This is a genomic window from Streptomyces sp. MspMP-M5, assembly GCF_000373585.1.
Classification (GTDB): domain Bacteria; phylum Actinomycetota; class Actinomycetes; order Streptomycetales; family Streptomycetaceae; genus Streptomyces.
Genome location: NZ_KB891878.1, coordinates 158,692 through 185,307, shown reverse-complemented (window position 1 = coordinate 185,307; position 26,616 = coordinate 158,692). Strand labels below are relative to the sequence as shown.

The 26,616-nt window shown below is 73.6% G+C and carries 25 protein-coding genes; 21 read left to right on the top strand and 4 right to left on the bottom strand.

What is annotated here, in order from left to right; all coding sequences use genetic code 11:
• Window positions 1–624, top strand: a 624-nt coding sequence (locus tag B073_RS0109020; protein ID WP_018537761.1) for an NAD-binding protein, incomplete at its 5' end; no start/stop codon positions are given.
• A gap of 84 nt (window positions 625–708) precedes the next feature.
• On the opposite strand, the gene B073_RS39460 is transcribed toward B073_RS0109020, so the two are convergent.
• The gene (locus B073_RS39460; protein WP_051093957.1) at window positions 709–1,983 is read right to left on the bottom strand and encodes a cytochrome P450 family protein; all 1,275 of its coding nucleotides are present in this window, start codon (window positions 1,981–1,983) and stop codon (window positions 709–711) included.
• Between the two features lie 118 nt (window positions 1,984–2,101).
• Between B073_RS39460 and B073_RS0109010 the strand changes: the two genes are divergently transcribed.
• The 3 genes from B073_RS0109010 to B073_RS0109000 all read left to right on the top strand — a co-directional run bounded on the left by B073_RS0109010 (window position 2,102) and on the right by B073_RS0109000 (window position 4,631).
• Window positions 2,102–2,329, top strand: coding sequence for a hypothetical protein (locus B073_RS0109010; protein ID WP_018537759.1), 228 nt, complete (start codon window positions 2,102–2,104; stop codon window positions 2,327–2,329).
• Window positions 2,330–2,610: 281 nt separating this feature from the next.
• On the top strand, window positions 2,611–4,125 hold the full coding sequence (locus B073_RS0109005) for a DNA-3-methyladenine glycosylase 2 family protein (protein WP_018537758.1): 1,515 nt from the start codon (window positions 2,611–2,613) through the stop codon (window positions 4,123–4,125).
• Window positions 4,122–4,631, top strand: coding sequence for a methylated-DNA--[protein]-cysteine S-methyltransferase (locus B073_RS0109000; RefSeq protein WP_018537757.1), 510 nt, complete (start codon window positions 4,122–4,124; stop codon window positions 4,629–4,631). The genes B073_RS0109005 and B073_RS0109000 overlap by 4 nt, the downstream gene beginning before the upstream one ends.
• 55 nt (window positions 4,632–4,686) lie before the next feature.
• Here B073_RS0109000 and B073_RS0108995 read toward each other — a convergent pair whose 3' ends face one another.
• Both B073_RS0108995 and B073_RS0108990 read right to left on the bottom strand, forming a co-directional pair.
• Window positions 4,687–5,451 carry an SDR family oxidoreductase gene (locus tag B073_RS0108995; protein WP_018537756.1) on the bottom strand — a complete coding sequence of 255 codons (765 nt, stop codon included), beginning with the start codon at window positions 5,449–5,451 and terminating at the stop codon, window positions 4,687–4,689.
• Between the two features lie 164 nt (window positions 5,452–5,615).
• Window positions 5,616–6,605 (bottom strand): ScbA/BarX family gamma-butyrolactone biosynthesis protein, encoded by a 990-nt coding sequence (locus B073_RS0108990; RefSeq protein ID WP_026247206.1) that lies wholly within the window; start codon window positions 6,603–6,605, stop codon window positions 5,616–5,618.
• A gap of 172 nt (window positions 6,606–6,777) precedes the next feature.
• Between B073_RS0108990 and B073_RS0108985 the strand changes: the two genes are divergently transcribed.
• A complete protein-coding gene (locus tag B073_RS0108985) occupies window positions 6,778–7,470 on the top strand; it encodes a ScbR family autoregulator-binding transcription factor (RefSeq protein WP_026247205.1) in 693 nt (230 codons plus the stop codon).
• A gap of 446 nt (window positions 7,471–7,916) precedes the next feature.
• Window positions 7,917–10,409, top strand: coding sequence for an MFS transporter (locus tag B073_RS0108980; RefSeq protein ID WP_018537753.1), 2,493 nt, complete (start codon window positions 7,917–7,919; stop codon window positions 10,407–10,409).
• Window positions 10,410–10,429: 20 nt separating this feature from the next.
• On the opposite strand, the gene B073_RS0108975 is transcribed toward B073_RS0108980, so the two are convergent.
• On the bottom strand, window positions 10,430–11,146 hold the full coding sequence (locus B073_RS0108975) for a FadR/GntR family transcriptional regulator (RefSeq protein WP_018537752.1): 717 nt from the start codon (window positions 11,144–11,146) through the stop codon (window positions 10,430–10,432).
• 188 nt (window positions 11,147–11,334) lie between these two features.
• Here B073_RS0108975 and B073_RS0108970 point away from each other — a divergent pair, with 188 nt between their 5' ends.
• The 15 genes from B073_RS0108970 (at window position 11,335) to hypD (ending at window position 26,615) form a co-directional block, all read left to right on the top strand.
• On the top strand, window positions 11,335–13,113 hold the full coding sequence (locus tag B073_RS0108970; RefSeq protein ID WP_018537751.1) for a 2-isopropylmalate synthase: 1,779 nt from the start codon (window positions 11,335–11,337) through the stop codon (window positions 13,111–13,113).
• Window positions 13,114–13,644: 531 nt separating this feature from the next.
• Window positions 13,645–14,349, top strand: a complete 705-nt coding sequence (locus B073_RS0108965) for a DUF4232 domain-containing protein (protein ID WP_018537750.1) — start codon at window positions 13,645–13,647, stop codon at window positions 14,347–14,349.
• A gap of 157 nt (window positions 14,350–14,506) precedes the next feature.
• Window positions 14,507–15,589, top strand: a complete 1,083-nt coding sequence (locus tag B073_RS0108960) for a hydrogenase expression protein HypE (RefSeq protein ID WP_018537749.1) — start codon at window positions 14,507–14,509, stop codon at window positions 15,587–15,589.
• Between the two features lie 67 nt (window positions 15,590–15,656).
• Window positions 15,657–17,438, top strand: a complete 1,782-nt coding sequence (locus B073_RS0108955) for a nickel-dependent hydrogenase large subunit (protein ID WP_018537748.1) — start codon at window positions 15,657–15,659, stop codon at window positions 17,436–17,438.
• On the top strand, window positions 17,435–17,983 hold the full coding sequence (locus tag B073_RS0108950) for a hypothetical protein (protein WP_018537747.1): 549 nt from the start codon (window positions 17,435–17,437) through the stop codon (window positions 17,981–17,983). Before B073_RS0108955 ends, B073_RS0108950 begins: the two co-directional genes overlap by 4 nt.
• Complete coding sequence (locus tag B073_RS0108945) at window positions 17,980–18,624, top strand: DUF5947 family protein (protein ID WP_026247204.1); 645 nt, start codon at window positions 17,980–17,982, stop codon at window positions 18,622–18,624. Before B073_RS0108950 ends, B073_RS0108945 begins: the two co-directional genes overlap by 4 nt.
• Window positions 18,621–19,319 (top strand): DUF6084 family protein, encoded by a 699-nt coding sequence (locus tag B073_RS0108940; protein WP_018537745.1) that lies wholly within the window; start codon window positions 18,621–18,623, stop codon window positions 19,317–19,319. The genes B073_RS0108945 and B073_RS0108940 overlap by 4 nt, the downstream gene beginning before the upstream one ends.
• The gene (locus B073_RS0108935) at window positions 19,316–20,707 is read left to right on the top strand and encodes a hypothetical protein (protein WP_018537744.1); all 1,392 of its coding nucleotides are present in this window, start codon (window positions 19,316–19,318) and stop codon (window positions 20,705–20,707) included. The genes B073_RS0108940 and B073_RS0108935 overlap by 4 nt, the downstream gene beginning before the upstream one ends.
• Window positions 20,708–20,778: 71 nt before the next feature.
• On the top strand, window positions 20,779–21,339 hold the full coding sequence (locus B073_RS0108930) for a hydrogenase maturation protease (protein WP_037811279.1): 561 nt from the start codon (window positions 20,779–20,781) through the stop codon (window positions 21,337–21,339).
• Complete coding sequence (locus B073_RS49255) at window positions 21,333–21,434, top strand: DUF6893 family small protein (protein WP_018537742.1); 102 nt, start codon at window positions 21,333–21,335, stop codon at window positions 21,432–21,434. The genes B073_RS0108930 and B073_RS49255 overlap by 7 nt, the downstream gene beginning before the upstream one ends.
• A 145-nt stretch (window positions 21,435–21,579) precedes the next feature.
• The gene (locus tag B073_RS0108920) at window positions 21,580–21,963 is read left to right on the top strand and encodes a hydrogenase maturation nickel metallochaperone HypA (RefSeq protein WP_018537741.1); all 384 of its coding nucleotides are present in this window, start codon (window positions 21,580–21,582) and stop codon (window positions 21,961–21,963) included.
• A 4-nt stretch (window positions 21,964–21,967) separates the two neighbouring features.
• Window positions 21,968–22,726 carry a hydrogenase nickel incorporation protein HypB gene (hypB, locus tag B073_RS0108915; protein ID WP_018537740.1) on the top strand — a complete coding sequence of 253 codons (759 nt, stop codon included), beginning with the start codon at window positions 21,968–21,970 and terminating at the stop codon, window positions 22,724–22,726.
• Window positions 22,723–25,155 carry a carbamoyltransferase HypF gene (gene hypF, locus B073_RS0108910; RefSeq protein WP_018537739.1) on the top strand — a complete coding sequence of 811 codons (2,433 nt, stop codon included), beginning with the start codon at window positions 22,723–22,725 and terminating at the stop codon, window positions 25,153–25,155. Before hypB ends, hypF begins: the two co-directional genes overlap by 4 nt.
• Window positions 25,156–25,194: 39 nt before the next feature.
• The gene (locus tag B073_RS0108905) at window positions 25,195–25,494 is read left to right on the top strand and encodes a HypC/HybG/HupF family hydrogenase formation chaperone (RefSeq protein ID WP_018537738.1); all 300 of its coding nucleotides are present in this window, start codon (window positions 25,195–25,197) and stop codon (window positions 25,492–25,494) included.
• Window positions 25,491–26,615: a hydrogenase formation protein HypD gene (gene hypD / locus B073_RS0108900; RefSeq protein WP_018537737.1), complete on the top strand. Its 1,125-nt coding sequence runs from the start codon at window positions 25,491–25,493 to the stop codon at window positions 26,613–26,615. The genes B073_RS0108905 and hypD overlap by 4 nt, the downstream gene beginning before the upstream one ends.
• Window position 26,616 lies beyond the last annotated feature (1 nt).

Sequence of the window (26,616 nt, the reverse complement as noted above, 5' to 3'; positions counted from 1 at the left end):
GCGCTGCTGATCGACATGTCCTCGATCACCCCGCAGACCTCCATCGACCTGGCCCAGAACGCCGCCGAAAAGGGCATCCGGGTCCTGGACGCACCGGTCTCCGGCGGCGAGGCCGGCGCCGTCGAAGCCGTCCTGTCCATCATGGTCGGCGGCCACCAGGACGACTTCGACGCCGCCCAGCCGATCCTCCAGACACTGGGCAAGACCATCGTGCTGTGCGGACCGCACGGCTCCGGCCAGACCGTCAAGGCCGCCAACCAGCTCATCGTCGCCGTCAACATCCAAGCCTGCGCCGAGGCCGTGGTCTTCCTGGAGAAGTCCGGCGTCGACCTGCCCGCCGCCCTCGACGTCCTCAACGGCGGCCTGGCCGGCTCCACCGTCCTGACCCGCAAGAGGGCCAACTTCCTCAACCGCGACTTCAAGCCCGGCTTCCGCATCGACCTGCACCACAAGGACATGGGCATCGCCACCGACGCCGCCCGCACCGTCGGCGCCGCCCTGCCCCTCGGCTCCGTCGTCGCCACCCTCGTCGCCTCCCTGCGCGCCCAGGGCGACGGCGGCCTCGACCACTCCGCCCTCCTCCGCGGCGTCGAACGCCTCTCCGGATACGACCTCAAGGACTGACCCCGTTCAGCCGGTGTCGCGGCCGCCGCACTGCGGCCGCGACACCGGTGCCTTCCGCTGCCTTCCGCTTCCGTCGGAAGTGCCCTAGGCCCCGGGCCGCGAGGGCCGCTCGTCGTTGCGGCTGTCTGCGAACGGTCCCAGGAGCGCCGGGAGTTGGGCCGGACCCCGCATCAGCCGCGTTCGCCGCCAGGTGACCCCGCCGCCGGGGCCGTCCTCGTTGCCGCCCCGTTCGTCCGTGACCGGTCGCAGTTCCGGGAAGCGGGCGAGCAGCACCTCGAACGCGATCCGCGCCTCGGCCCGGGCCAGCGGCGCGCCCAGGCAGTGGTGCGGGCCGTGCCCGAAGGCCAGATGGCCGCCCGGGGCCGGCCGGTCCAGCCGTACCGTGTCCGGGGCGTCGAACCGCGCCGGATCGCGGTTGGCGCCACCGGGCGAGACCAGGACCACGTCCCCCGCCCCGATGCGGACGCCACCGAGCTCGAACGGCTCGGTGGCGTAGCGGAAGGTCGCCAGCGTCACCGGCGCGTCGAACCGCAGGAACTCCTCCACCGCCTTGGGCAGCAGCCCAGGATCGTCCCGGAGGCGGGCGCGCAGCGCGTCGTCGCGGAGCAGGGCGAGCAGTCCGTTGCCGATCAGATTGGCCGTGGTCTCGTGCCCGGCGACCACCAACAGCACGGCCAACGAGACCAGTTCGGGCTCGGTGAGGCGGTCGCCGGCGTCCCGGGCGGCGATCAGGCCGCTCAGCACATCGTCCCCGGGAGCCGCCCGCCGTGCCGCGATCAGCTCGGTCATATAGCCGGCCAGTGCGTGCGACGCCCGGTCGGTGGTGTCCGGATCCGCGGCCGCGAACAGGTCGTCCGACCACCGGCGCACCGCCGCCCGGTCCGCGTCCGGCACCGCAAGCAGCTCGCAGATCACCGCGATCGGTAGCGGGGCCGCGAACCCCTCGACCAGATCGACCGGTCCGCCGCCCGCTGCCTCCGCGGCCCGGCCCAGCGCCGCGGCCAGCCGCTCCGCGATCTCCCGGACGCGGGGCTCCAGCCGGCTCACCGCGGCCGGGGTGAAGGCCGCCATGGCCAGTTTCCGGAGCCGGCCGTGGTCCGGCGGGTCGGTGGCCAGCATGCTGCGGCTGACGGCCGGGGCCACATCGCGTCCGGAGGGCCGGTCGGCGAAGTAGCGGGCGGTGTTCTTCGACAGCCGCCCGTCGCCCAGCGCCGCCCGCGCTTCCGCCCAGCCGGTCACCACCCACGTCGTACGGTCCTTGCCGGTCCGCACCCGCTGCACCGGGCCGCGCGCCCGGAGTGCGGCGAGCAGGGGATAGGGGTCCCGGGAGAACTCGGCCGACTCCATGGGGTTGTTCACTTCCGCCTCGTGCTCTCGCTCGTCGTCAGGTCCGCGCCCGCTCGGCCCGGTCCCAGCTGTCCGAGTGGGATCCCGCCGCCGAGGTGCGAGCGCGCGGTGCCCGGCGCACGCTGGAGGCATGTCCGAGCATCCGCCTGTCATCGTGCACCCACCGACGCCCTCCGGGGGCCGCCGGGTGACCGTGCACGGGCAGATCGTCGGCCTGGCGCACGGCCGCGGCGATGTGGCGGAGTTCCTCCGCCGCGCGGGCGTGGCCGAGCCCGCCCAGGACATCGCCCTGGACGACCCCTGCCTGGTCGAGTGGCGCGGCGGCTCCCTGGACGACTGGCCGATGCCGTCGGCCTGACGGGCCGCGCCCTGTCCGGCGCCCCCGCGCTCCCGTTTCCCTCGCGTGCTGCCGCATCCCCGTGCGGCCGGCCGTCCCCGGGGCTGCCCACCGGACGACCGCAGGACCCGGCCACCCGGGTATCCCGACACCTACCGCCCCCCGAGGACCGGACACGTACCGGCGCCCCCCGACGACCGGACGCGCACCGCCACCGCCCGCATGGCCGGACGCGCACCGCCACCGCCGTGTCCGATTTCCGCCAGAGTACCGGCCCGGCAGGGGGCACAGTGGGGAATGTGATGAGCGAGGACAGCAGGTACGAGGCGGTGCGGAGCCGGGACGCCCGGTTCGACGGGGCGTTCTTCTTCGCGGTGTCGACGACCGGCATCTACTGCCGGCCGAGCTGCCCCGCCACCACCCCGCGGCGGCGGAACGTCACCTTCTTCCCGACCGCCGCGGCTGCCCAGGGCTCCGGTTTCCGGGCCTGCCGGCGGTGCCGCCCCGACGCGGTCCCCGGCTCGGCGGAGTGGAACGCCCGGGCGGACGTCGTGGGGCGGGCCATGCGGCTGATCGGCGACGGTGTCGTCGACCGCGAGGGCGTCGTCGGACTGGCGGACCGGCTCGGCTACAGCGCCCGGCAGGTGCAGCGCCAGCTGACCGCCGAGCTGGGGGCCGGGCCCGCAGCGCTGGCCCGGGCCCAGCGCGCGCACACCGCGCGGGTACTGCTCCAGACCACCGGCCTGCCGATCGCCGAGATCGCCTTCGCCGCCGGATTCGCCAGCGTCCGGCAGTTCAACGACACCATCAGGGAGATCTACGCGCTCACGCCGAGCGGACTGCGGGCCCGCCCGTCGCCCGGTCACCGCTCCTCAACGGCGGCGCGGCGCGGCGGCACCTCTTCCGGCGGCCCGGCGGTCCCGTCCGGCACGCCCGGTGTGCTGCCGCTGCGACTGGCGTACCGCGGCCCGTTCGCGGCCCGGCAGATCTTCGACTACCTGGAGCGGCGGGCGCTCGACGGGATCGAGGAGGTCACCGGGGAGCCCGGCCGCCGGACGTACCGGCGGACCCTGCGGCTGCCCGCCGGCACCGGCATCGCGGAGGTCGACGAGGCCACCGGCGACGGCTGGCTGGACTGCCGGCTGCACCTGACCGAACTGCGGGATCTGGCCACCGCCGCGCAGCGCGTCCGCCGGCTGTTCGACCTGGACGCCGACCCGTTCGCGGTCGGCGAACGGCTCGGCACGGCCCCCGCGCTGGCCCCGCTGGTCGCCCGCCGGCCCGGATTGCGGTCCCCGGGAACCGTGGACCCGGACGAACTCGCGGTGCGCGCCGTCCTGGGGCGGGCCGGCACCACCGCCGGCCGTGCCCTGGGCGCCCGTCTGGTCGCCGCGCACGGCGAGCCACTGCCGCGGCCATCGGGGGCCCTCACCCATCTCTTCCCGCAGGCCGCGGAGTTGGCGGACACGCCGCTCACCGGCCTGGGCCTGGCCCCGTCGCGGACCGTCGCGCTGCGCGCCCTCGCCGCCGCGCTGGCCGCCCGGGACGTCGTCCTGGACGCCGGTACCGACCGCGAACGGGCCGGCCGCGCGCTCCGCGCCCTCCCCGGCATCGGCCCGTGGACCGCCGGCTACGTCCGGATGCGGTCGCTGGGCGACCCCGACGTCCTCCTCGCCGCACCGCCCCCGGACGCCGACCCGGCGATCTGGAGCCCCTGGCGCTCGTACGCGACGCACTACCTCTGGGCCGCGGCCCCCGCCGTGCCCACCGGCGCCCCGCAACGGCACCGGAACCCGACAGAACGGATCGACGCATGACCCTGTACGCCACCCTCGACAGCCCGCTGGGCACGCTCCTCCTCGTGGGCGAGCGCTCCGCCACCGCGCCCGGCGGCACCACGCTGGCCTCGCTCTCCGTGCCGGGCCAGAAGCGCGGACCCGTCGTCCAGGACGACTGGACGCACGACCCGTCCGCCTTCACCGGTGTCGCCCGCCAACTCACGGCGTACTTCGACGGGGCACGGGAGCCGTTCACCGTCGAGTGCGTCCCGCGCGGCACCGACTTCCAACAACGCGTCTGGGCAGCCCTGGAGGCCATCCCGTACGGCACGACCACCACCTACGGGGCGATCGCCGCCGCCATCGGGGCGCCGCGCGCCGCCGTCCGGGCCGTCGGCACGGCGATCGGCGCCAACCCCCTGCTGGTGGTCCGGCCCTGCCACCGCGTCATCGGCGCCGACGGCTCGCTCACCGGCTACGCAGGCGGCCTGGACCGCAAGCGCCTCCTCCTCGGCCTCGAAGGAACGGCCCTGGCCTCCGGCTGACCGGGCCTCGCCGGTCCCGGCCCCACGCCGGCCGGGACCGCAGAACGCGCCCCGTTCAGAGCCTCGACCCCCCGGTGACATCGATCCGCTGCCCGGTGATCCACCGGGAGTCGTCGCAGGCGAGGAAGGCGACCACGTCCGCGACATCGGTGGGGCGGCCGAGCCGGTTGAACACCGAGATGGCGGCAAGTGCCGCATGTGCCTCGGGAGTTGCCCGCATGGCCGCGTTCATGTCGGTCTCTATGAAGCCGGGTGCCACGGTGTTCACGGTGATCCCGCGCGCGCCGAGGTCCGCGGCCAGCGTGCGGGTGAGGGTGTCGAGCGCGCCCTTGGAGACGCCGTAGGCGATGGTCGACGGAAAGGCCGTGGTCGTGACCGCGGACGAGATGTTGACGATCCGCCCGCCGTCCCGCATCCGCCGCAGACCGTGCTGGATGAGGAAGAACGGGGCCTTGGTGTTGATCGCGACGGTCCGGTCGAACTCCTCCGGTGTCACCTCGCCGATGTGCCCCGGCAGACTGATCGCCGCGTTGTTGACGAGGATGTCCAGGCCCGGTTCCGCCCCGATCCCGGCCAGCCCGGCGTCGAAGGACTCGAACAGCGCCTCGGCGTCGCCCGGCACCCCTAGCTCCGCGGAGACCGGGAACGCCCGGCCGCCCTCGTCCTGGATGCTCTCGACGGTCTCCTTGGCCGCCGTCTCACTGCTTCGGTAATGGACGGCGACCAGCGCACCGTCGCGGGCGAGGCGCCGGGCGATGCCGCGGCCGATGCCCCGGCTGGATCCCGTTACCAGTGCGGTCTTTCCGTTGAGGTCACCCATGGTCGTCGTCGGCCTTCCGTAGTGCTCGGGGCGGCTTGTTGCCGCCGTGACCGGGGGAGTGCTGTGTGGGCGGGCCCGGTCGGCGTTCCGGTGTGTCTTCTGCCCACATGGTTCATGAGCCGATCGGGCCCATGACGAGGGAGGGTCGGCGGCCGCTCGTCCGGTCACGGAAGCGGAGCGAAGGACGTCAGGGTCGAGGTGAAGACCGGCGCGCCGTCCTGGACCCCGGTGACCCGGACCGTCGTGGTGCCCGGTATCGCCGACGCCCTCCGCCGCGCTTCGATGAGACATGGCAGCCCATGTTCCGCGTAGCGATGGAACTCGGTGGCGAAGGCGTACGGAACGAAGGATGCGCTGCCGGTCAGCGCACGGGCGGCCTGTTGCGCCGCGTCGAGCAGCGACAGGCCCGGGACATGATCGTTCGCGGGGTTGACGACCGTGGGATGGTCCGGCGCCACCCGCAGCAGCCATTGCCCCGGCCGTCCGGTGGGGGAGAGGAGGACGTCGCGCTCGTCGGCGCTGCCGGTCAGCTCGGCCGGAACGGGGGCGGGGAGCGGGCCGGGGACGGGGCGGGCCGTGATCCGTTCGCCGCGGATCCGGCGGTAGACGGCCGGTGAGGTCACACTCACGTGGGACTGCCCGGTCACGACGACGCGGCCGCCGGTGCGGAGGGTCATCCCGAAGTTGCCGCAGGCCAGCGCGCCGGCCCGCATGCGCGTCTGGCTGCACACGACGTCGATGGTCACCGGCGTCGGGCCGCTCCCGGTGACGCGGTGTTCGGGGTCGGTGGTGTAGACGATGTCGTCGAGGATGAAGTGATAGCCGAGGGGAACGGCGAATTCCGTGTGCGATACCAGCAGTCCGGCCTGCCGGATTGTCTCGCCCGCAAGAATCGGGTGATGCCGGCCGTGGTTCGGAGTGAAGTACGGGTGGTTGTGCGGCCACTGGGCGATCACCGAGAAATGATCGTGTCCCATCCGCTGCCAGGAGGTGATCAAGATATCTTCGGTCATCGGTCGGTGCACGAATTCGTGGGGGACCGGGACGGCCACGTCGGACCCCCGCCGGTCGTCGGCCGGGGACTCCTGGACCTGCTGCGTCCAGCATCGGTTTGTGGCTGAAACCATGCGGCTGGCCTGCAACGTGTCGCTCATGACAGCCCCTATACGTCTCTATGGGAGAGCTCCGGACACGGTTAAGATACGTACCATCCGGTTTTCTTTTCAATGCTGGCGTGAAGGTGCAGAGGGCCCGCCGATCTGGAGGAGACTTGAGCTGCGCAATTCGCCGAGAAAAGCTTGAGCCTTGAGGGACGGGAGGCGATCTGTGGCACGTCAGGACCGCGCGATCAGGACGCGACGAGTAATCCTGGAAGTCGCCGCGTCGGTTTTCGACGAACAAGGTTTCGACCGCGCGACTATCGCGGAGATTCTCGCGCGCGCCGGCGTGACGAAGGGCGCCCTGTATTTCCACTTCGCCTCCAAGGAAGAGCTCGCGCTCGCCGTGCTGCATGAGCAGGTGCTGGACATCGCGGTCCGGCCCCAGCAGATCAAGCTGCAGGAGTTCGTGGACGCGGGGCAGATTCTGGCGTATCGCCTGCGGCACGACCCGATCCAGCGTGGTGCCGCCCGTCTCGCCATCGAGCAGGGCTCCAACCACCTCGACCGCAGGCAGTCGATGACGGCCTGGACCGGCTTCGTCGAAGGCATGCTGAAGGAGTCCAAGGCGCGGGGCGAGATACTGGAGAGCGTCAACGTACGGGACGCCGCCGAGCTGTTCGTCGGCGCCTTCGCCGGCCTCCAGATGATGTCCAAGGCGTTCACCGACCAGAGCGACGTCAGCCGTCGGCTGACCGTCTTCTTCGAGCACACCCTGCCCACCATCGCCGTTCCCGCCATCCTTGCCAGGCTCAGGGTCGATCCGGACCGGGGCGCCCGGCTCGACGCGGAACTCCGGGAGAGCGAGGCCCGGGAGGACCCTGCCGAGGCAGGGGTGGACTTCGAGGGCGCAGTGCCGTAGCGAGCGCCCGCGGAGTTCCTCGGTACGCCGGAGCGGCCGGGCGGAAGAGCCCTTCGTGCGTGGATACGCCGTTTCCGTCCCCGGCGTGGACACGGTGGGCGCACTTCGCTCTTGACTCTCTCTTGATCCCTCGACCGGCTGATTGTCAGTGGCGTGCGGTTCACTGGAAGCAGTGTCCGGAACGATGCCGCGGGAGGGGCGATGAACGGGGTGGCGGGCCCGAAGGGTCGGGACGTGTACGGGGGTTGGCGCAGGTGGGGATCGGGCGCGGCGGAAGTGATCGAGATCACCGCCCGGGGTCCGAGATCGGGGTGCATGGCTTGGAATAGGCCCCCGCACTGACGCGTTCGCCATGCACGTATCAAGGGTCGCCCCTGCCCGCGCATCACTTTCCGCCATACACGGCGCACCCCTGCGCTCACTCCTGCCCCCTGGAGGCCGCACGCATGTCCCGGACGATGACGGACCAACTCCCCGTGAGGACGGCGGATTCGGCCGCCGCGCCGCCGCTGCCCCGGTCGCCCGAGGGCGGCCATCGCAGACCGCGCGCCGGCATCGTGCCCGTCCTCGCCTTCGCCGGCATCGTCGTCGCGGTGATGCAGACGCTGCTCGTGCCGGTCGTCAAGGACCTGCCGACGCTCCTCGGCACCGCGCCCAGCAACGCCATGTGGGTCATGACGGCCACCCTCCTCGCCGGTGCCGTCGCCACCCCCATCATGGGCCGCCTCGGCGACCTCTACGGCAAGCGGCGGATGCTGCTGGCCAGCCTCGGCATCATGGTCGTCGGCTCGCTGGTCTGCGGTTTCACCGGCCAGCTGATCGTCATGATCGTCGGCCGGGCGCTGCAGGGCTTCGCGATGGGCGCGATACCCCTCGGCATCGGCCTGATGCGCGACGCACTGCCCAGAGAGCGGCTCGGCTCGGCCATGGCCCTGATGAGCTCCTCGATAGGCGTCGGCGGCGGACTCGCGCTCCCCTTCGCCGCCCTGGTCGCCCAACACACCGACTGGCACGCGCTGTTCTTCACCTCCGCGGGGCTGGGGGTGCTGTCCATGCTGCTCACGCTGCTCGTCGTCCCGGAGAGCCCGGTGCGGGCGCCCGGCCGCTTCGACGTCGTCGGCGCCCTGGGCCTGTCCGCCGGACTCGTCGCCCTGCTGCTGCCCATCACCAAGGGCAGCGACTGGGGTTGGGGATCGCCCCTCGTGCTGGGCCTGTTCGGGGCGGCGGCGGTGATCCTGGTGCTGTGGGGTCTGATGGAGCTGCGGATCGCCGACCCGCTGGTCGATCTGCGCACCAGCGCGCGGCGCGAGGTGCTGCTCACCAACCTCGCCTCCATCACGGTCGGGGTGGCGTTCTACGCCATCTCGCTGGTGCTGCCGCAGCTGCTCCAACTCCCCACGTCCACGGGGTACGGCCTCGGCCAGTCGATGGTGGTGGCCGGGCTCTGCGTGGCGCCGCTGGGGCTGACGATGATGTTCGTCGCGCCGCTGTACGCGCGGATCGCCGCCCGCCGCGGCCCCAAGATCTCGCTGCTGCTCGGCATGCTGGTCATCGGGATCGGCTACGGCGGCGGGCTCGGCCTGATGCGGGCCCCCTGGCAGACCGTCATCATCGCGATGGTGGTCGGCGCCGGCATCGGCCTGGCGTACTCCTCGCTCCCGGCGCTGATCGTCGGCGCCGTCGACCCGTCCGAGACCGGCGCGGCCAACGGGCTGAACACCCTGATGCGGTCGATCGGCACCTCCGTGTCCAGCGCCGTGATCGGCATGGTGCTGGCCCATATGTCCGAGCCGCTGGGGCCGGTCGAGGTGCCCACGATGGCCGGGTTCCGGGTCTCGTTCCTGATCGCCACCGCCGCCGTCGCCCTCGGCGTGCTGGTGGCGGCCTTCCTGCCGTCCCAGCGGAAGGCGGCCGCGGCGCGGGAGGCGACGGCGGGGCGGGCGGCGTCGGCGGCGCGGCACGCGCAGGGTGCGGAGCAGGGTGCCGCGGGGGCGGGCAGCCGGGACGGAGCGGCCGACGCGGGCGGCGGCGTCCGGGCGGTGGCCGGTTCCGAGGATGCGGTGAGGAAAGGCGGCGCGGCTGACCGGGAGACCGATCAGGCCACCGCCGCCCCCGCCCTGCTGCCGGAGGCGCCCGCCGCCCCCGGCTTCCGTGGACGGGTCGTGGACGCCGCCGGCGGACCGGTGCCGGGCGCCACGGTCACGCTGATCGACCGGCACGGCCGCCAGGCCGGTGTCACCACGACCGCCGCCGACGGCGGTTACGCGCTCACCGCCCCGGCCGCCGGCATCTACGTCCTCACCGGCGCCGCCCCCGGCCACACCCCGCAGGCCGTCTCGGCCACCTGCGCAGGTGAGGCCGCGGTGGCCGAGGCGCAGCTCGTTCTGACGCCCACCGGCAGCCGCCTGGCCGGCACCCTGCTCGGTGGCCCGGACGGGGCGGCACTGGCCGGCGCGAGCGTCGTGGTCACCGATGCCCGCGGCGACGTGGTGACCCGTACGACGACCGACGCCGACGGCCGGTGGACGATCGCGCAGCTGCCGGACGGCGACCACACCCTCGTCCTCAGCGCGCCGGGGCACCAACCGGAGGCCCGTGCCGTTCAGTTGACCGGAGGGGGAGCGGGGGTGGACCGGAGGAGCGAGGGCCTTCACGAGGTGCGGTTGCGGCCCACCGCCACCGTGCGCGGTACGGTCCGCGGACCGGACGGGCGCCCGCTGGCGGAGGCTGCCGTGACCCTGCTGGAGGACGGAGCGGTCGCCGGCCGCATGGTCACCGGGCCGGACGGCGCCTATGCCTTCACGGACTTGACGAGCCGTCAGTACACCCTGTCGGTAGCCGGCTATCCGCCGCACGCGGCACCGATATCCCTGGCGAGGGGCGCGGACGCACGGCTGGATCTCGACGTGGCCCAGCCGGGCGGGGCCACGGTGCGCTGAGGCACCCACCTGGCATCCCGTCACCCACTTGAGTCAGCTGACCCACCACCCCGCCCCGTCAGCAACAGCCCGCGCGTATCCGCCAGTTCGGACTGGAGGAGCGTGCTCGCGGTGTCGGCGTCGCCGGCGATCACGGCGTCGACGAGGGCGGCATGGCGGGCGTCGCCGTGGTGGGGGTCGCCGTCGCGCAGGCCGAGCAGCTGGACGAGGTCGATCAGGCCCTGGCGCAGGGCGGGGACGAACTGGCCGAAGAGGTCGGTCAGTACGGGGTTGTGGGCGGCGTCCACCAGCGCCGTGTGCAGGGCGATGTCCGCGTCGACGAAGGCCGCGTCGTCGGCGCCGTCCGCCCGCCGGCGCTCCAGGGCCGCGCGCAGGGCCGCGACATCGGCCTCGGTGCGGCGCTCCGCGGCCAGGCGGGCGGCCTGTACCTCGACCATCGCGCGCACCTCGTAGACGTCGGCGACGGCCGCACGGCGCAGACGGGTCGGCCAGTCCTCGCTGGGTTCGGTGGCGAGGACGAAGACGCCGGCGCCCTGGCGGGGCTGCACCATCCCCGCGCCGGCCAGGGCGCGCAGCGCCTCGCGGACCGTCGAGCGGCCGACGCCGAGCGTCTTGGCCAGCGTCGTCTCGCCGGGGAGTTTGCTGCCCACCGGCCAGTGCCCATCGGTGATCTGGGCGCGCAGCTGCCGCGCGGCCTGCTCGACCAGCGGGCTGGGGCGGAGGGCTTCCAGCGGCATACGGTCTCTCCTGTCCACCCAACACCTCAGGTTGTCTGAGGAGTTGTTTCGTGGTTAGTGTACCCGGCATGACGCTGCGTGGCCTCCTTCTCGGGTGCCGCGGCGGGGCCTGACGCGACCGGCACCCCGCCGCGGGGTCCGGTGCTGCCGGTCTTCTCCGTCCCGGCTTCCGACGAAGGAAGAACGCGATGTCCCGTACTTTCCCCACCGTCCGTACCCCCGGCGGGCCGGTGCCCGCGACGGCCCCGGCCTGGAATCCGCAGCGCGCGAGTGCGATGCCCGCCCACCGCTACCGGCCCGCGCACGAGCGGGTCGAGGTGCCGCGCCTCGACCGCGGGTGGCCGGCGGCCCGGATCGGGCAGGCGCCCCTGTGGGTGCCGGTCGATCTGCGCGACGGCAACCAGGCGCTGGCCGAACCGATGGACACCCCGCGCAAGCGGCGGCTGTTCGACCTGCTGGTCGCCATGGGCTTCAAGGAGATCGAGGTCTCCTACCCCTCGGCCAGCCGCACCGACTTCGACTTCGTACGGCACCTGGCCGAGAGCGGCGCGGTGCCCGACGACGTGACCGTCGTGGTGTTCACCCCGGCCCGCAAGGAGCTGATCGAGCGGACCTTCGAGGCGATCGAGGGCCTGCCGCGCACCGTCGTCCACCTCTACACCGCCACCGCGCCCACCTGGCGCGAGGTGGTCCTCGGCCGCACACGGGACGAGGTGCACGCCATGGTCCGGGAGGCCGCGACGCTGATGGCCCGGCTGGCCGACGCCCGGCCGCACGCCGACATCCGGTTCCAGTTCTCGCCCGAGGTCTTCAACCTGACCGAACCCGCCCTGGTGCTGGAGATCTGCAACGGTCTGACCGAACTCTGGGACGCCGCCCCGGACCGCCCGGTCACCCACAACCTCCCGGCCACCGTCGAGATCGCCACGCCCAATGTGTACGCGGACCAGATCGAGTACCTGCACCGGCACTTGGCCCGGCGGGACGCGGTGATCCTCTCGCTGCACCCGCACAACGACCGCGGGACCGGCGTGGCCTGCGCGGAGCTGGGGCTGCTCGCGGGCGCCCAGCGGGTGGAGGGCTGCCTGTTCGGCAACGGCGAGCGCACCGGGAACGTCGATCTGGTCACCCTGGCCCTCAATCTCCACACCCAGGGCGTCGATCCGATGCTGGACTTCTCCGACCTCGACACCGTCCGGCGCACCGTCGAGGACTGCATCCGGCTGCCCGTCCACCCCCGGCACCCCTACGTCGGCGACCTCGTCCACACCGCGTTCTCCGGCACCCACCAGGACGCCATCAGCAAGGGCTTCGCCCACCACGCCCGGCGCGCCGCCGAGTTGGGCGTCCCCGAGGCCGAGGCGCCCTGGGACGTGCCGTACCTGCCCGTCGACCCGGCCGACCTCGGGCGCAGCTACGAGGCGGTGATCCGCGTCAACAGCCAGTCCGGCAAGGGCGGGATCGCCCACCTCCTGTACGCCCACCACGGGCTGGACCTGCCCGCCGGCCTGCGGCCGGACTTCTCCCGCACCGTGCAGTGCGCGACCGACGACAGCGGGCAGGAGGTCACCCCGAAGGACCTGTGGGAGCTGTTCCGCGCCACCTATCTCGCCCCGGGCGTGGACGGTCCGCTGGCCCTCGGCGCCTGGAGCACCGGCGAGCCGTCGCCGGGAGAGCACCTCGTCCGCTGCGAACTGGGCACGGGCGAGGGCCTGCGGACGTACGAGGGGCGCGGCAACGGGCCGCTGGCCGCGTTCGCCGCCGCACTGGCCGCGGCCGGTCACCCGGTGGACATCACCGCCTACGCCGAACACGCCACCGCCACCGGGCCGGACAGCGCCGCTGTCGCCTACGTCCGCTGCCGGATCGGACGGGACACCTACTGGGGCGCGGGCCAGGACACCTCCGTGCTGACCGCGTCGGTGCGGGCCGTCCTGGCGGCCGTCAACCGGGCGGCGCGCCGGTAGCGCAACCGGCTCCGCGAGGCCGCCGACCGCACCGTCCGGCGGCCTCGCGCGATGGCCGAAATTCGCCGTTCCGGTACAACCTCCGGGTCAACAGGAGCGTCTCCTCTACGCCCTATGGTGGGATTTCGGTCGAGTGCGGGCCCCGGTCCGCCCCGGGCGCACCACGGCATCCCCTGCATTGCCGCCCGGGGAACGGCCCTGCGCACGTACCAGGGGCATGGGCCCGGGGCGCGGGACGTCCGGGGCGGAAGCGGCCTTCCGGGGCCGGTGGGCAGGACGGCTGAAACGGCCGAACCTCGTAGTGCCGCGTCCGCAACCGCGGAGATTTCTGCGAGCCTGGGCGGCACACCGGAGTTCCGGCTGGTCACACAGGCCGCCGGGCAGCGTCGCACCGGGCGCGCGGCCTCGTTAGCGGGGTGTTAGTGCCTCGTTAGCGGACCGGCAGTGCCCGGGGGCACGCTGGAAGAGCAACGGACGGACCGTACGCACCCACTCATACGAGGGTACCCACCTACCAGACGAGGGGGACTCATGTCGCTCACCATCAAGACCCTCGGCCGCGGCCGCCGTGTCGCCGCCGGATCGCTCATCGCCGTCACCGCACTGACGCTCTCCGCCTGCCAGAACGGCACGGACAGCGCGTCGTCGCACTCCTCGTCGGCCGCCGCGCCCGCCACCTCCGGCTCCAACGGCGCGCCGTCGAACGGAGGCGGCAGCGCGCAGTCGGCCGGGAACGCCCCCCGGCCGTCCGGCGTCGCCAAGCCCTCCGCCGGCCGTTCCGGCGTCCCCAGCGCCAGCCAGGCCAACCCCTCGACCATGACCGCCTCGGACCGCTGTACCGCGGACAACATGTCGCTGCGCCTGGGCCGCACCGACATCGGCGCGGGCAACATCCGGGTGCCGCTGGTCTTCACCAACAAGGGCAAGAAGGCGTGCACGCTGCGCGGCTTCCCCGGTGTCTCGCTGATCCAGCGCGACGGCTCGGCGGTCGGCACGCCCGCCTCCCGCGAGGGCAGTGGCGGCGGCAGCGTGCGGCTGCAGCCCGGACAGAGCGCGCACGCCGTGCTGCACACCGTCAACGAGGGCGTCTCCGACATCCCGTGCTGGAAGAACTCGCAGATCGTCTTCGTCTACCCGCCCGGCTCCAAGGAGTCGATGACCACCAACAGCGGCGGGCTGCGGGTGTGCGGCGGCACGTTCACCGTCACCACCGTGGAGAGCGGGGTGCCGTCCTGACGGCGGTCCCTCCTCGGGCCGTGGGGCCGTTCCGGTGCTGGTGCGTCACCGGAACGGCCCTTGTCGGCTCTCCTCGCCTCCTCGGCGGTGTTACGAAGGGGGACGGACGCCCTGCCGAACGTCTCGGCTGCCCACCTCCCCGAGGAGGCCCCACCCCATGGATGCCGCACCCGCCACCGCGACCGGGGACTCGCCGCCCGCCGCGAAGGACGAAGAGCCCCCGATCCACGTCCTCTGGATCAACGCCGGCCTGAGCTGCGACGGCGACTCGGTGGCGCTGACCGCCGCGACCCAGCCGAGCATCGAGGAGATCGCGCTCAGCGTGCTCCCGGGCCTGCCCAAGATCCAGGTCCACTGGCCGCTCATCGACTTCGAATGCGGCCCGGTGCAGGGCGCCGACACGTTCATCGAGTGGTTCTTCAAGGGCGAACGCGGCGAGATCGACCCGTTCGTGCTGGTCGTCGAGGGGTCCGTCCCCAACGAGGCGATCAAGCCGGAGGGCTACTGGTGCGGCTTCGGCGACGACCCCGCCACCGGGCAGCCGATCACCACCAGCGAGTGGATCGACCGGCTGGCCCCCAAGGCGCTCGCCGTCGTCGCCATCGGCACCTGCGCCACCTACGGCGGCATCCACGCCATGGCCGGCAACCCCACCGGCGCCATGGGCGTGCCGGACTACCTGGGCTGGGACTGGAAGTCCAAGGCGGGCATCCCGATCGTGTGCGTCCCGGGCTGCCCGATCAAGCCGGACAACTTCGCCGAGACGCTGGTCTACCTGCTCTACCAGGCGGCCGGCGCCGCCCCGATGATCCCGCTGGACGACCAGCTGCGGCCCACCTGGCTCTTCGGCGAGACCGTGCACGAGGGCTGCGACCGGGCCGGCTACTACGAACAGGGCGAGTTCGCCACCAGTTACGACTCGCCCACGTGTCTGGTGAAGGTCGGCTGCTGGGGTCCCGTGGTCAAATGCAATGTGCCCAAGCGGGGCTGGATGGACGGTATCGGCGGCTGTCCGAACGTCGGCGGGATCTGCATCGCCTGCACCATGCCCGGCTTCCCCGACAAGTTCATGCCGTTCATGGACGAGCCGCCCGGCGCCAAGCTCTCCAGCACCGCCAGCTCCGCGTACGGCACCGTCGTCCGCCGGCTGCGCGACATCACGGCCCGCACCGTCGACCACGAACCCCGGTGGCGGCACCGCGGTGAGAAGCTGACCACCGGCTACCGCCGCCCCTGGTGACCGCCCCCCTCCTTGACGCTCCGTCAGATCACCTCTCCGGCAAGCGAAGAAGGGCATGGCACAGACAATGGCAGCGAAGACCAAGACGGCCGGTGACGGCAGCGGTCTGACGGAGATGTCCTGGGACCCGATCACCCGGATCGTGGGCAGCCTGGGCATCCACACCAAGATCGACTTCAAGCAGAAGCGGGTCGCCGAGTGCTACAGCACCTCGTCCGTCTTCCGCGGCTACAGCGTCTTCATGCGCGGCAAGGACCCGCGCGACGCGCACTTCATCACCAGCCGGATCTGCGGCATCTGCGGCGACAACCACGCCACCTGCTCCGTCTACACCCAGAACATGGCCTACGGGGTGAAGCCCCCGCACCTCGGCGAGTGGATCATCAACCTCGGCGAGTCCGCGGAGTACATGTTCGACCACAACATCTTCCAGGAGAACCTGGTCGGGGTCGACTACTGCGAGAAGATGGTCCGCGAGACCAACCCGGGCGTCTGGGAACTGGCCCAGCGCACCGAGGCCCCGCACGCCGGCGACCACGGCTACCGCACCATCGCCGACATCATGACCGCCCTCAACCCCATCGAGGGCGAGTTCTACCGCGAGGCCCTGCAGGTCAGCCGCTACACCCGGGAGATGTTCTGCCTGATGGAGGGCCGCCATGTGCACCCCTCCACGCTCTACCCGGGCGGCGTCGGCACCGTCGCCAGCGTCCAGCTCTTCACCGACTACCTCAGCCGGCTGATGCGCTACGTCGAGTTCATGAAGCGCGTGGTGCCGCTCCACGACGACCTCTTCGACTTCTTCTACGAGGCGCTGCCCGGCTACGAGGAGGTCGGCCGGCGGCGGGTGCTGCTCGGCTGCTGGGGCGCCCTCAACGACCCCGAGCACTGCGACTTCACCTACCGCAACATGACGGACTGGGGCCGGCGGATGTTCGTCACCCCGGGCATCATCGTCGACGGCAAGCTCGTCACCAACGACCTCACCGAGATCAACCTCGGTATCCGCATCCTGCTCGGCAGCTCCTACTACCAGGACTGGGAGGGCCAGGAGAAGTTCGTCACCCACGACCCGCTCGGCAACCCCGTCGACGCCCGCCACCCCTGGAACCAGCACACCATCCCCGCCCCGCAGAAGCGGGACTTCAACGACAAGTACAGCTGGGTGATGTCCCCGCGCTGGTTCGACGGCAAGGAGCACCTGGCGCTGGACACCGGCGGCGGCCCGATCGCCCGCCTGTGGTCCACCGCCCTCTCCGGCCTCGTGGACACCCCCTACGTCAAGGCCACCGGCAACAGCGTCGTCATCGACCTGCCGCGCAGCATGACCCGGCCCGAGGCCCGCTTCGAGTGGCAGATCCCGAAGTGGAGCAACGCCCTGGAACGCAACCGCGCCCGCACCTACTTCCAGGCGTACGCGGCGGCCATGGCACTGCACTTCGCCGAGCAGGGACTGGAGGAGGTCCGCGCCGGACGCACCCAGACCTGGGAGAAGTTCGAGGTGCCCGACGAGTCCATCGGCTGCGGCTTCACCGAGGCGGTGCGCGGCGTCCTCTCCCACCACATGGTCATCCGCGACGGGAAGATCGCCAACTACCACCCGTACCCGCCGACGCCCTGGAACGCCAGCACCCGCGACTCCTACGGCACCCCCGGCCCCTACGAGGACGCCGTCCAGAACACCCCCATCTTCGAGGAGAACACCCCGGAGAACTTCAAGGGCATCGACATCATGCGGGCGGTGCGCAGCTTCGACCCGTGCCTGCCCTGCGGCGTCCACATGTACGGCGGCGGCCGGACCCTGAAGACCCTGCACGTCCCCACCGGGCTGAGCGGGCTGGCCGGATGACCGCCCCGGCCACCGCACCCGACGCCGAGCTGACCGGCCGCCGGGTCGAGGAACTGCTGGCCCGGCTGACCGAGCACGGCGACGCCGCGACCGCCGCGGCCGCCGAGGAACTCGTCCGGGTCCTGATGGACTTCTACGGCGCGGGGCTCACCCGCATCATGCACCTGGTCGAACGGCGCACCGGCGCCGACGGGCCGCGCCCGGCGCTGCTGGCCGACGCGCTGGTCAGCAGCCTGCTGGTGCTGCACGACCTGCACCCGGAGGACGCCGCCACCCGCATCGGCCGGGCCCTGGCGAGCGTCCGGGCCCAGGACGCGGTCGAGGTCGCGGAGTTCGCGCCGGAGACCGGGGCGCTGCGGCTGCGGGAGAGCGGCTCCGGCGGCTGCTGCGGCGGCGGTGCCACCGACCGGCCCGCGGTGGAGGGCGCGCTGTCCTGCTTCGCGCCGGAGGTGACCTCCGTCGAGTGGGAGGCGTACAGCGCCGCGCCGGCGCCGCCGCTGCTGCAGATCTCCCGCCGGCCGCCGACCGCCGCCACGGCCTCGTGAGCACCCGGCCGGCCGCCGCCCACCGTGGCCTGCGGCGCTTCAGGGCACCCGCGCCGCCGCCGCCCGAACGCTGCGAACTGTGCGGCACCGAACTCAGCGGCCGGCACCGGCACCTGGTCGACACCAGGAACCGCGGGCTGGCCTGCGCCTGCCCGCCCTGCGCGCTGCTCTTCGAGCGGCCCGGTGCCGGCGCCGGGCAGTTCCGCACCGTCCCCGACCGCTGTCTGACCGACCCCGGCCACCGCCTCGACGACGCGATCTGGGACCGGCTGCGGATCCCCGTCGGCGTCGCCTTCCTGCTGGACAACTCCGCGCTGGGCCGGGTGGTGGCGCTCTACCCCAGCCCGGCCGGCGCCACCGAGAGCGAACTGGACCCGGCCGCCTGGCAGTCCGTCCGCGACGCCACCCGGCTGGCCGGGCTGCTCGCCCCCGACGTCGAGGCCCTACTGCTGCACCGCGACGACGGCCGCACCGACTGCCATCTGATCCCGGTCGACCTCGCCTACGAACTCACCGGCCGGCTGAGGCTGTTGTGGCGCGGCTTCGACGGTGGCGCCGAGGCCCACGCCGCCCTCGCGGACTTCTTCGCCGAGATCGCCCGCCGCGCCCGGAAACCCCGGGAGGAGGCCCACCGGCCGTGACCGAGCTGTCCTTCGTCTGCACCGGCGTCCGCGCCGACCGCTACGCCGCCGCCCCCACCCTCCTGTTCCGCCTGCGGATCACCGCCGCCCCGGAGACCCGGGTGCACGCCCTGGCCCTGCGCTGCCAACTGCGCATCGAACCGGCCCGGCGCGACTACGACCCCGAGGAGGCCGCCGCGCTGGCCGACCTCTTCGGCACCCGGTCCCGCTGGGGCAGCACCCTCAAACCCCTGCAGTTCGCCCAGGTCTCGCACGTCGTCCCCGGCTTCACCGGCGAGACCGAGGTGGACCTGCCGGTGCCGTGCAGCTACGACCTGGAGGTGGCCGCAGGCCGCTACTTCCACGCGCTGTGCGACGGCGAGGTGCCGCTGCTGCTGCTCTTCTCCGGCACCGTCTTCGCCGGCCCGGGCGGCTTCCAGGTCTTCCCGGTGCCCTGGCACAAGGAGGCCGAGTGCCGGCTCCCGACCGCCGTGTGGCGGGAGATGACCGACACCCACTTCCCCGGCTGCGGCTGGCTGCGGCTCCCGCGCGAAACCCTGGACGCCCTGCTGGCGTTCCGCTCCCGGCACGCCCTGCCGTCCTGGGAGGCCACCGTCCGGGCGCTGCTGGCCGCCGCGGACGGCGCCGGACCCGCCACCCGCGGCTTCCCCGCCGCCGGCGCCCGTCCCACCACCACCGAGAGGACCGCGCCGTGACGACGCCCGCGCCCACCGACACCCTGACGGAACGGTTCGCCGCCGCCCGGCAGGTCGCGGACGCCGTGCTGTTCGAGGGCTATGTCCTCTACCCCTACCGGGCCTCGGCCGCCAAGAACCGGCTGCGCTGGCAGTTCGGCGTCCTCGTCCCGCCCCGCTGGGGCGCCGACCGCGCCGAGCACTCCCACCAGCGCACCGAATGCCTCATGGAGCCCCGCTCCGGCGCCCGGCTCACCGCCGAACTGCGGTTCCTGCGCACCCGGCGCCGGACCGTCCAACGCCCCGGCCCCGACGGCGAGTTCACCACCGTGACGGAACTGGAACTGCCCGACCGGGTGCTGGTCCCCTGGGACGAGGGCACCGAGGAGCGCTGCCCGGTCGACGTACCCGTGGCCGAGCTGGCGGGCGACGGCGTCACCGTCCCGTTCACCCGGCCCGCCGGCGAGGAGACCGAGCCGGTGCACGACGCGGCCGGCCGGCCGGTGGGCCGGCTGGTGCGCCGCCGCGAGGAGATCAGCGGCGTACTCCGGCTGACCGCACGGGAGATCGACGGCCCGTACGCGGTGCTGAAACTGACCGCGACGGTGGAGAACACCAGCACCTGGACCCCGGACCCGGAGGCCGCCGACCGGGACGCGGCGCTGCCCCGCTCGCTGGTCGCCGCGCACCTCCTCCTCGGCCTGAGCGCCGGCCGGTTCCTCTCCCAGACCGACCCGCCCGAATGGGCCCGGGGCGCGGCCGCCGGCTGCCGCAACGAGCACACCTGGCCGGTGCTGGCCGGCCCGCCCGGCAGTGCCGCGGTCATGCTGTCCGCCCCGATCATCCTGGAGGACCACCCCGCCCTCGCCCCGGAGAGCCCCGGCGCCCTCTACGACGCCCTGGAGATCGACGAGATCCTCGCCCTGCGCACCGCCACCCTCACCGACCAGGAGAAGCGCGAGGCCCGCGGCACCGACCCCCGGGCCGCCGAGGTGATCGACCTCGCCGACGGGATGCCGCCCGAGGTCCTGGAGCGGCTGCACGGCGCCGTACGGGCCCTGCGCGAGGTCACCGGCCCGGACCCGCAACCGGCCCGGCCGGACACCCCCTGGTGGGACCCGGGCGGCGACCGCGACGTGGACCCGCTGACCGACCGGATCACCCTCGACGGCCGCTCGGTCGGCGCCGGCAGCCGGGTGGCCCTGCGCCCCGGCCGCCGCCGCACCGACGCCCAGGACCTCTTCCTGCACGGACGCACCGCCCTCGTCGAGGCCGTGCTGTACGACGTCGACGGCGGGGTGCACCTCGCGGTCACCGTCGAGGGCGACCCGGGCGCCGACATCCGGCGCGAACAGGGCCGCTTCCTCTACTTCCAACCCGACGAACTCGCGCCCCTGGAGGACGAGTGAGCAGCCAGCCCCCCGGCCGCACGGTGTCTCTCCCACCCGGCCGCACAGTGTCTCTCCCGCCCGGCCGCACCGTGTCTCTCCCACCCGGCCGCACCCTGATTGCCGGCGTCGGCAACATCTTCCTCGGCGACGACGGCTTCGGCGTCGAGACCGTCCGCGCGCTCGGGGCGCACCCCCTGCCCGACGGCGTGGAACTGGTCGACGCCGGCGTCCGCGGCGTCCACCTCGCCTACCGGATGCTGGACGGCTATACGACGGTGCTGCTGGTGGACGCCGCGGCGCGCGGCGGCGAGCCCGGCTCGCTCTACCTCCTCGACGCCACCGACCCCGCCGACGCCGCCGGCCGCCCCGGCAGCACCCCGATCGACGCCCACCACATGACCCCGGACGCCGTCCTGGCGCTGCTGGACACACTCAGTGCCGGCACCGGCGCCCGCCGCCCGGAACGCGTCCTGGTCGTCGGCTGCGAACCCGCCGACACCGCCGAGGGCATGGGCCTGAGCGCGCCCGTCGCCGCCGCCGTCGACGAGGCCGTCCGGCTCGTGCTGCGGCTGGTCGGCGCGGACGAACCCGAGCCGGCCGCCGCCGGTACGCCCCCCGCCACCAGTGAGAGGAACCCGACACCATGCTGAAGCTCGCCCTCGGCGGCGCCCTGGCCGCCGCCCTCGCCCTCGCCCTGCGCAACCTGCCCGACCTCAAGCGCTATCTGCGGATGCGCGCCATGTGACCCGCCGCCCCACGTGCGGCGGGCGCGCTGCACCGAACGGTGTACGCCGCCGCGCCGCCCCGGCGAGGCACCAGGGAGGCCCCGGTGCCGCGCCGTCTAATGAAGCCAGCGGCAACCGGTCGTCACACCCGAGAGAGACGGACCGATGCACGAGATGTCCATCGCGCTGGCGGTCATCGACCAGGTGGAGAGCGCGGTCCGGCCGGCCGGCGCGACCGCGGTCCGCAGCGTCCGCCTGGAGATCGGCGAACTGGCCGGCGTGGTCCCCGACGCCCTGGCCTTCTCCTTCCAGCTCGCCTGCGAGGGCACGGTGCTGGCCGGCGCCGAGCTGCTGACCGAACCGGTCCCGGCCCGTGCCCGCTGCGGATCCTGCGACCGCACCTGGCCGACGGGCCTGCCGCCGCGCCTGAGCTGTCCCGGGTGCGGCGGGGTGGGCGTCGAGCTGCTCTCCGGCCGCGAACTGCGGATCGCCGACGTCAGCTGGCACGACGACGCCCCGGTACCCACACCGACGCACGAGGAGCGCTGATCCCATGTGCCGTGTCCTTGACCTGCAGCAGGCGGTGCTCGCCAAGAACGACGCCTGCGCCCACACCCTGCGCGAGGAGCTGGCGGCCCGCGGCACCGCGGTCGTCAACCTGCTCTCCAGCCCCGGCAGCGGCAAGACCGCCCTGCTGGAACGGGAGTTGACGCTGGCGCGGGAGCGTGGGGTGCCGGTCGCGGCGCTCACCGCCGACCTGGCCACCGAGAACGACGCGGTGCGACTGGGCCGCTCCGGAGTCCCCGTCAAACAGGTGCTCACCGACGGGCTGTGCCACCTGGAGGCCGAGATGCTCGGCGGGCACCTGGACGGCTGGCTCCCCACCGACACCCGGCTGCTGTTCGTCGAGAACGTCGGCAACCTCGTCTGCCCGGCCTCCTACGACCTGGGGGAGACCCTGCGGGTGGTGCTGGCTTCGGTGACCGAGGGCGAGGACAAACCGCTGAAGTACCCCACCGCTTTCGGCCTGGCCCACCTGGTCCTGATCACCAAGTCCGACATCGCCGCGGCGGTGGACTTCGACGAGGCGGCGTTCCGCGGCAACGTGGAACGGGTCAACCCCGGCGCCGAGGTCGTCCGTACCTCGGTCCGCGGCCGCGAGGGCATCGGCGCGCTGCTGGACCGGGCGCTGGCGGCCCGGGAGGGCGGGCCGGCGCACATCCCGGTGATGACCCGTCAGTCGCACCATGTCCACGACGGCCCGGCGGACCGGGCCGGCCTCCGCGGCACGGTGGGGTCGAGCCGCTCATGACCGGCGGGCAGCCCGGCGCCGCTCCGCCCGCCGACGAGGCGCCGACCGCCACCGCGGTGTGCACCGAGCGCCCCGCGCCGGACGGCACCCGCCGCCGGATCACCGTCCGCGGCATCGTCCAGGGCGTGGGCTTCCGCCCGTTCGTCCACGGCCTCGCCACCGAGTCGGGCCTGTCCGGCCATGTCAGCAACACCGGCGAGGGCGTGGTCACCGAGGTCGAGGGGCCGCCCGCGGCGCTGCGCCGCTTCGAGACGCGGCTGAGTGCCGAGGCGCCGCCGCTGGCGGTCGTGGAGACGGTGGACGGCGAGGACATCCCGGCCGCCGGCGGCACCGGCTTCACCATCCTGCCCTCCCGCACCGGCGGCCCCGCCCGCACCCTGGTCGCCCCGGACGCCGCCACCTGCGACGCCTGCCTGGCCGAGCTGACCGACCCCGCCGACCGCCGCTACCGCCACCCCTTCGTCACCTGCACGCACTGCGGACCGCGCTTCACCATCGTCCGCGCGCTGCCCTACGACCGCGCCCAGACCACCATGGCCGGCTTCCCGATGTGCCCGCGCTGCGCGGCCGAGTACGCCGACCCGGCCGACCGGCGGTTCCACGCCCAGCCCGTCGCCTGCCACGACTGCGGGCCCCGGCTGAGCCTGCTGGCCCACCACCCGGACACGCCCGGAGGACCGCCCCGTGCGGTGCCCGGCGACCCGGTGGACGGTGCCCGGCGGCTGCTCGCCGCGGGCGCGATCGTCGCCGTCAAGGGGCTCGGCGGCTACCACCTGGTGTGCGACGCCGGCGACGACCGCGCGGTGGCCGAACTGCGCCGCCGGAAGGCCCGCGGCGACAAGCCGTTCGCCCTGATGGCCCGTCAACTCGACGACGTGGCCGGACTGGTGGAGATCGGACCGGCGGAGCGGGCGCTGCTCACCGGGCCGGTGCGGCCGATCGTGCTGCTGCGCCGGCGGCCCGGCGGGCCCGGGCCCGGGGCGCCCGCCGTCTCCGAGGCCGTCGCCCCCGGCTGCCCCGACCTGGGGGTGATGCTGCCCTACACCCCGCTGCACCACCTGCTCCTCGGCCTGCCGGGCGACCCCGAGGGGCCCCGGCTGCTGGTGATGACCAGCGGCAACGTGTCCGGCGACCCGCTCGTCACCGACGACACCGACGCCCTGGAGCGGCTGGCGCACCTGGCGGACGCCTGGCTCGCCCACGACCGGGCGATCCAGGTCCCCTGCGACGACTCGGTGGTCCGGGTCAGCGACGGCGAACCGCTGTACGTCCGGCGCTCGCGCGGCTGCGCCCCGTACCCGGTGCCGCTGCCGGTGCCGGTCCGGCCCGCGCTGGCCACCGGCGGCGACCTGAAGACCGTGCTGTGTCTGGGGGAGGGGCGCCGGGCCTGGCTGTCGGCGCACATCGGCGACATGGACGACCTGGCCACCCAGCTGGCGTTCGAGCGGGCCGGCGAGCACCTGGAGACCATCACCGGGGTCCGGCCGCGGCTGCTCGCCACCGACCGGCACCCCGGCTACCGCACCGGCCAGTGGGCCCGCCGGCACACCCGCGGCCGGCCGCTGGTCCGGGTCCAGCACCACCACGCGCACATCGCCGCCGCCATGGCCGAACACGGCCTGGACGGCCGGCAGCCGGTGATCGGCGTCGCCTTCGACGGCACCGGCTACGGCGACGACGGCGCCATCTGGGGCGGCGAAGTCCTCCTCGCCGACTACGCCGGCTACCGCCGCTTCGCCCACCTCGGGTACGTCCCGCTGCCCGGCGGCGACACCTCCGTCCGCCGCCCCTACCGGATGGCCCTGGCCCACCTGCACGCCGCGGGTCTCCCCTGGACCCCCGAGCTGCCGCCCGTCGCCATTTGCCCGCCCGACGAACTGCGGCTGCTGGCACGGCAGTTGGAGCGCGACCTCAACTGCGCGCCGACCTCCAGCATGGGCCGGCTCTTCGACGCGGTCTCCTCGCTCGCCGGGATCTGCCATCACGCCGGCTACGAGGCCCAGGCCGCCGCCGCGCTGGAGGCCGCCGCCCGCGCCGCCGGCGGCGACGACGGGCCCGGCTACGCCTTCGCGGTGCGCACCGACGCCCCCACCGCCGGCGGCGCGCTGGTCGCCGACCCCGCACCCGTCCTGGCCGCGGCCGCCGAGGACGTCCGCGCCGGCGCCCGCCCGGAACGGGTCGCGGCCCGTTTCCATTCCGCGGTCGCCGGGCTGGTCCGGCGGGTGTGCGGACTGGCCCGGGAGCGCACCGGGCTGTCGACGGTCGCACTGACCGGCGGGGTGTTCGTCAACACCCTGCTGGCCGAGTCCGCCGCCCGGACGCTGCGCGAGGACGGCTTCACCGTGCTGCGGCACCGCCTGGTCCCGCCCAACGACGGCGGACTGGCCCTCGGCCAACTGCTGGTCGCGGCGCGGAGGCGCGGTGCCTGACCCCCGTATCCACCCGCATCCGCACGACGAGGAGGAGCCATGTGCCTGGCGGTGCCCGGCAAAGTGATGGAGATCGAGGAACGGGACGGCACCCGGATGGCCACCGTCGACTTCGGCGGGGTGGTCAAGGAGGTGTGCCTGGAATACCTGCCGGACCTCGCGGTCGGCGAGTACGCCATCGTCCACGTGGGCTTCGCGCTGCAGCGGCTCGACGAGGAGTCGGCCCGCCGGACCCTGGCCCTCTTCGAGGAACTCGGGCTGCTCCAGGAGGAGTTCGGCGACCCGTGGGAAGCGGCCGCCGAACAGGACCGACCGCAGGCACAGGAGGCCCGGCAGTGAAGTACATCGAGGAGTTCCACAACCCCGAGCTGGCCCGCCGGCTGCTGGACGACATCCGCGCCACGGTGACCCGGCCGTGGGCGCTGATGGAGGTCTGCGGCGGCCAGACACACAGCATCATCCGGCACGGCATCGACCAACTCCTGCCCGAAGAGGTCGAGTTGATCCACGGGCCGGGCTGCCCGGTGTGCGTCACACCGCTGGCGGTCATCGACCAGGCACTGGAGATCGCGTCCCGCCCCGGGGTGATCTTCTGCTCGTTCGGCGACATGCTGCGGGTCCCCGGCACCGACCGCGACCTGTTCCGGGTGCGCGGCGAGGGCGGCGACGTCCGGGTGGTCTACTCCCCGCTGGACGCGCTGAAGATCGCCCAGCAGAACCCGGACCGCGAGGTGGTCTTCTTCGGCATCGGCTTCGAGACCACCGCCCCGCCCAACGCCATGACCGTCCATCAGGCCCGCAGGCTGGGCGTCCGCAACTTCAGCATGCTGGTCTCGCACGTCCGGGTGCCCCCCGCCATCGAGGCGATCATGACCTCGCCGAGCTGCCGGGTCCAGGGCTTCCTCGCCGCCGGCCATGTGTGCAGCGTGATGGGCACCGACGAGTACCCGGCGCTCGCCGACCGCTTCGGGGTGCCGATCGTCATCACCGGCTTCGAGCCGCTGGACATCCTGGAGGGCATCCGCCGCACCGTCCGCCAGCTGGAGCGCGGCGAGCACACCGTCGACAACGCCTACCCGCGCGCCGTCCGCGCCGCCGGCAACCCGGCCGCCCGAGCCATGCTGGCCGACGTCTTCGAGGTCGCCGACCGGGCCTGGCGGGGCATCGGCACCATCCCGGCCAGCGGCTGGCGGCTCTCCGACCGCTACCGCGACCACGACGCCGAACACCGCTTCTCGGTCGAGGGCATCACCACCCGCGAACCCGCCGCCTGCCGCAGCGGCGAGGTCCTGCAAGGGCTGCTCAAACCCCACGAGTGCGAGGCCTTCGGCACCACCTGCACCCCGCGCACCCCGCTCGGCGCCACCATGGTCTCCAGCGAGGGCGCCTGCGCCGCCTACTACCTGTACCGCCGGCTCGGCAGCGCGCCGACCCCCTTGGAGGCGACCCCCGTTGTCTGAC

What these genes read in the sequence shown, in the direction of transcription:
- B073_RS0109000 (WP_018537757.1), top strand. Translation starts at nt 4,122, where the DNA reads ATGACCCTGTACGCCACCCTCGACAGCCCGCTGGGCACGCTCCTCCTC.
- hypB (WP_018537740.1), top strand. Translation starts at nt 21,968, where the DNA reads ATGTGCCGTGTCCTTGACCTGCAGCAGGCGGTGCTCGCCAAGAACGAC.
- B073_RS0108960 (WP_018537749.1), top strand. Translation starts at nt 14,507, where the DNA reads ATGGATGCCGCACCCGCCACCGCGACCGGGGACTCGCCGCCCGCCGCG.
- B073_RS0109010 (WP_018537759.1), top strand. Translation starts at nt 2,102, where the DNA reads ATGTCCGAGCATCCGCCTGTCATCGTGCACCCACCGACGCCCTCCGGG.
- B073_RS0108955 (WP_018537748.1), top strand. Translation starts at nt 15,657, where the DNA reads ATGGCAGCGAAGACCAAGACGGCCGGTGACGGCAGCGGTCTGACGGAG.
- B073_RS0108990 (WP_026247206.1), bottom strand. Translation starts at nt 6,605, where the DNA reads ATGAGCGACACGTTGCAGGCCAGCCGCATGGTTTCAGCCACAAACCGA.
- B073_RS0108905 (WP_018537738.1), top strand. Translation starts at nt 25,195, where the DNA reads ATGTGCCTGGCGGTGCCCGGCAAAGTGATGGAGATCGAGGAACGGGAC.
- B073_RS0108965 (WP_018537750.1), top strand. Translation starts at nt 13,645, where the DNA reads ATGTCGCTCACCATCAAGACCCTCGGCCGCGGCCGCCGTGTCGCCGCC.
- B073_RS0109005 (WP_018537758.1), top strand. Translation starts at nt 2,611, where the DNA reads ATGAGCGAGGACAGCAGGTACGAGGCGGTGCGGAGCCGGGACGCCCGG.
- B073_RS0108980 (WP_018537753.1), top strand. Translation starts at nt 7,917, where the DNA reads ATGTCCCGGACGATGACGGACCAACTCCCCGTGAGGACGGCGGATTCG.
- B073_RS0108995 (WP_018537756.1), bottom strand. Translation starts at nt 5,451, where the DNA reads ATGGGTGACCTCAACGGAAAGACCGCACTGGTAACGGGATCCAGCCGG.
- B073_RS0108920 (WP_018537741.1), top strand. Translation starts at nt 21,580, where the DNA reads ATGCACGAGATGTCCATCGCGCTGGCGGTCATCGACCAGGTGGAGAGC.
- B073_RS49255 (WP_018537742.1), top strand. Translation starts at nt 21,333, where the DNA reads ATGCTGAAGCTCGCCCTCGGCGGCGCCCTGGCCGCCGCCCTCGCCCTC.
- B073_RS0108970 (WP_018537751.1), top strand. Translation starts at nt 11,335, where the DNA reads ATGTCCCGTACTTTCCCCACCGTCCGTACCCCCGGCGGGCCGGTGCCC.
- B073_RS0108950 (WP_018537747.1), top strand. Translation starts at nt 17,435, where the DNA reads ATGACCGCCCCGGCCACCGCACCCGACGCCGAGCTGACCGGCCGCCGG.
- hypF (WP_018537739.1), top strand. Translation starts at nt 22,723, where the DNA reads ATGACCGGCGGGCAGCCCGGCGCCGCTCCGCCCGCCGACGAGGCGCCG.
- B073_RS0108975 (WP_018537752.1), bottom strand. Translation starts at nt 11,146, where the DNA reads ATGCCGCTGGAAGCCCTCCGCCCCAGCCCGCTGGTCGAGCAGGCCGCG.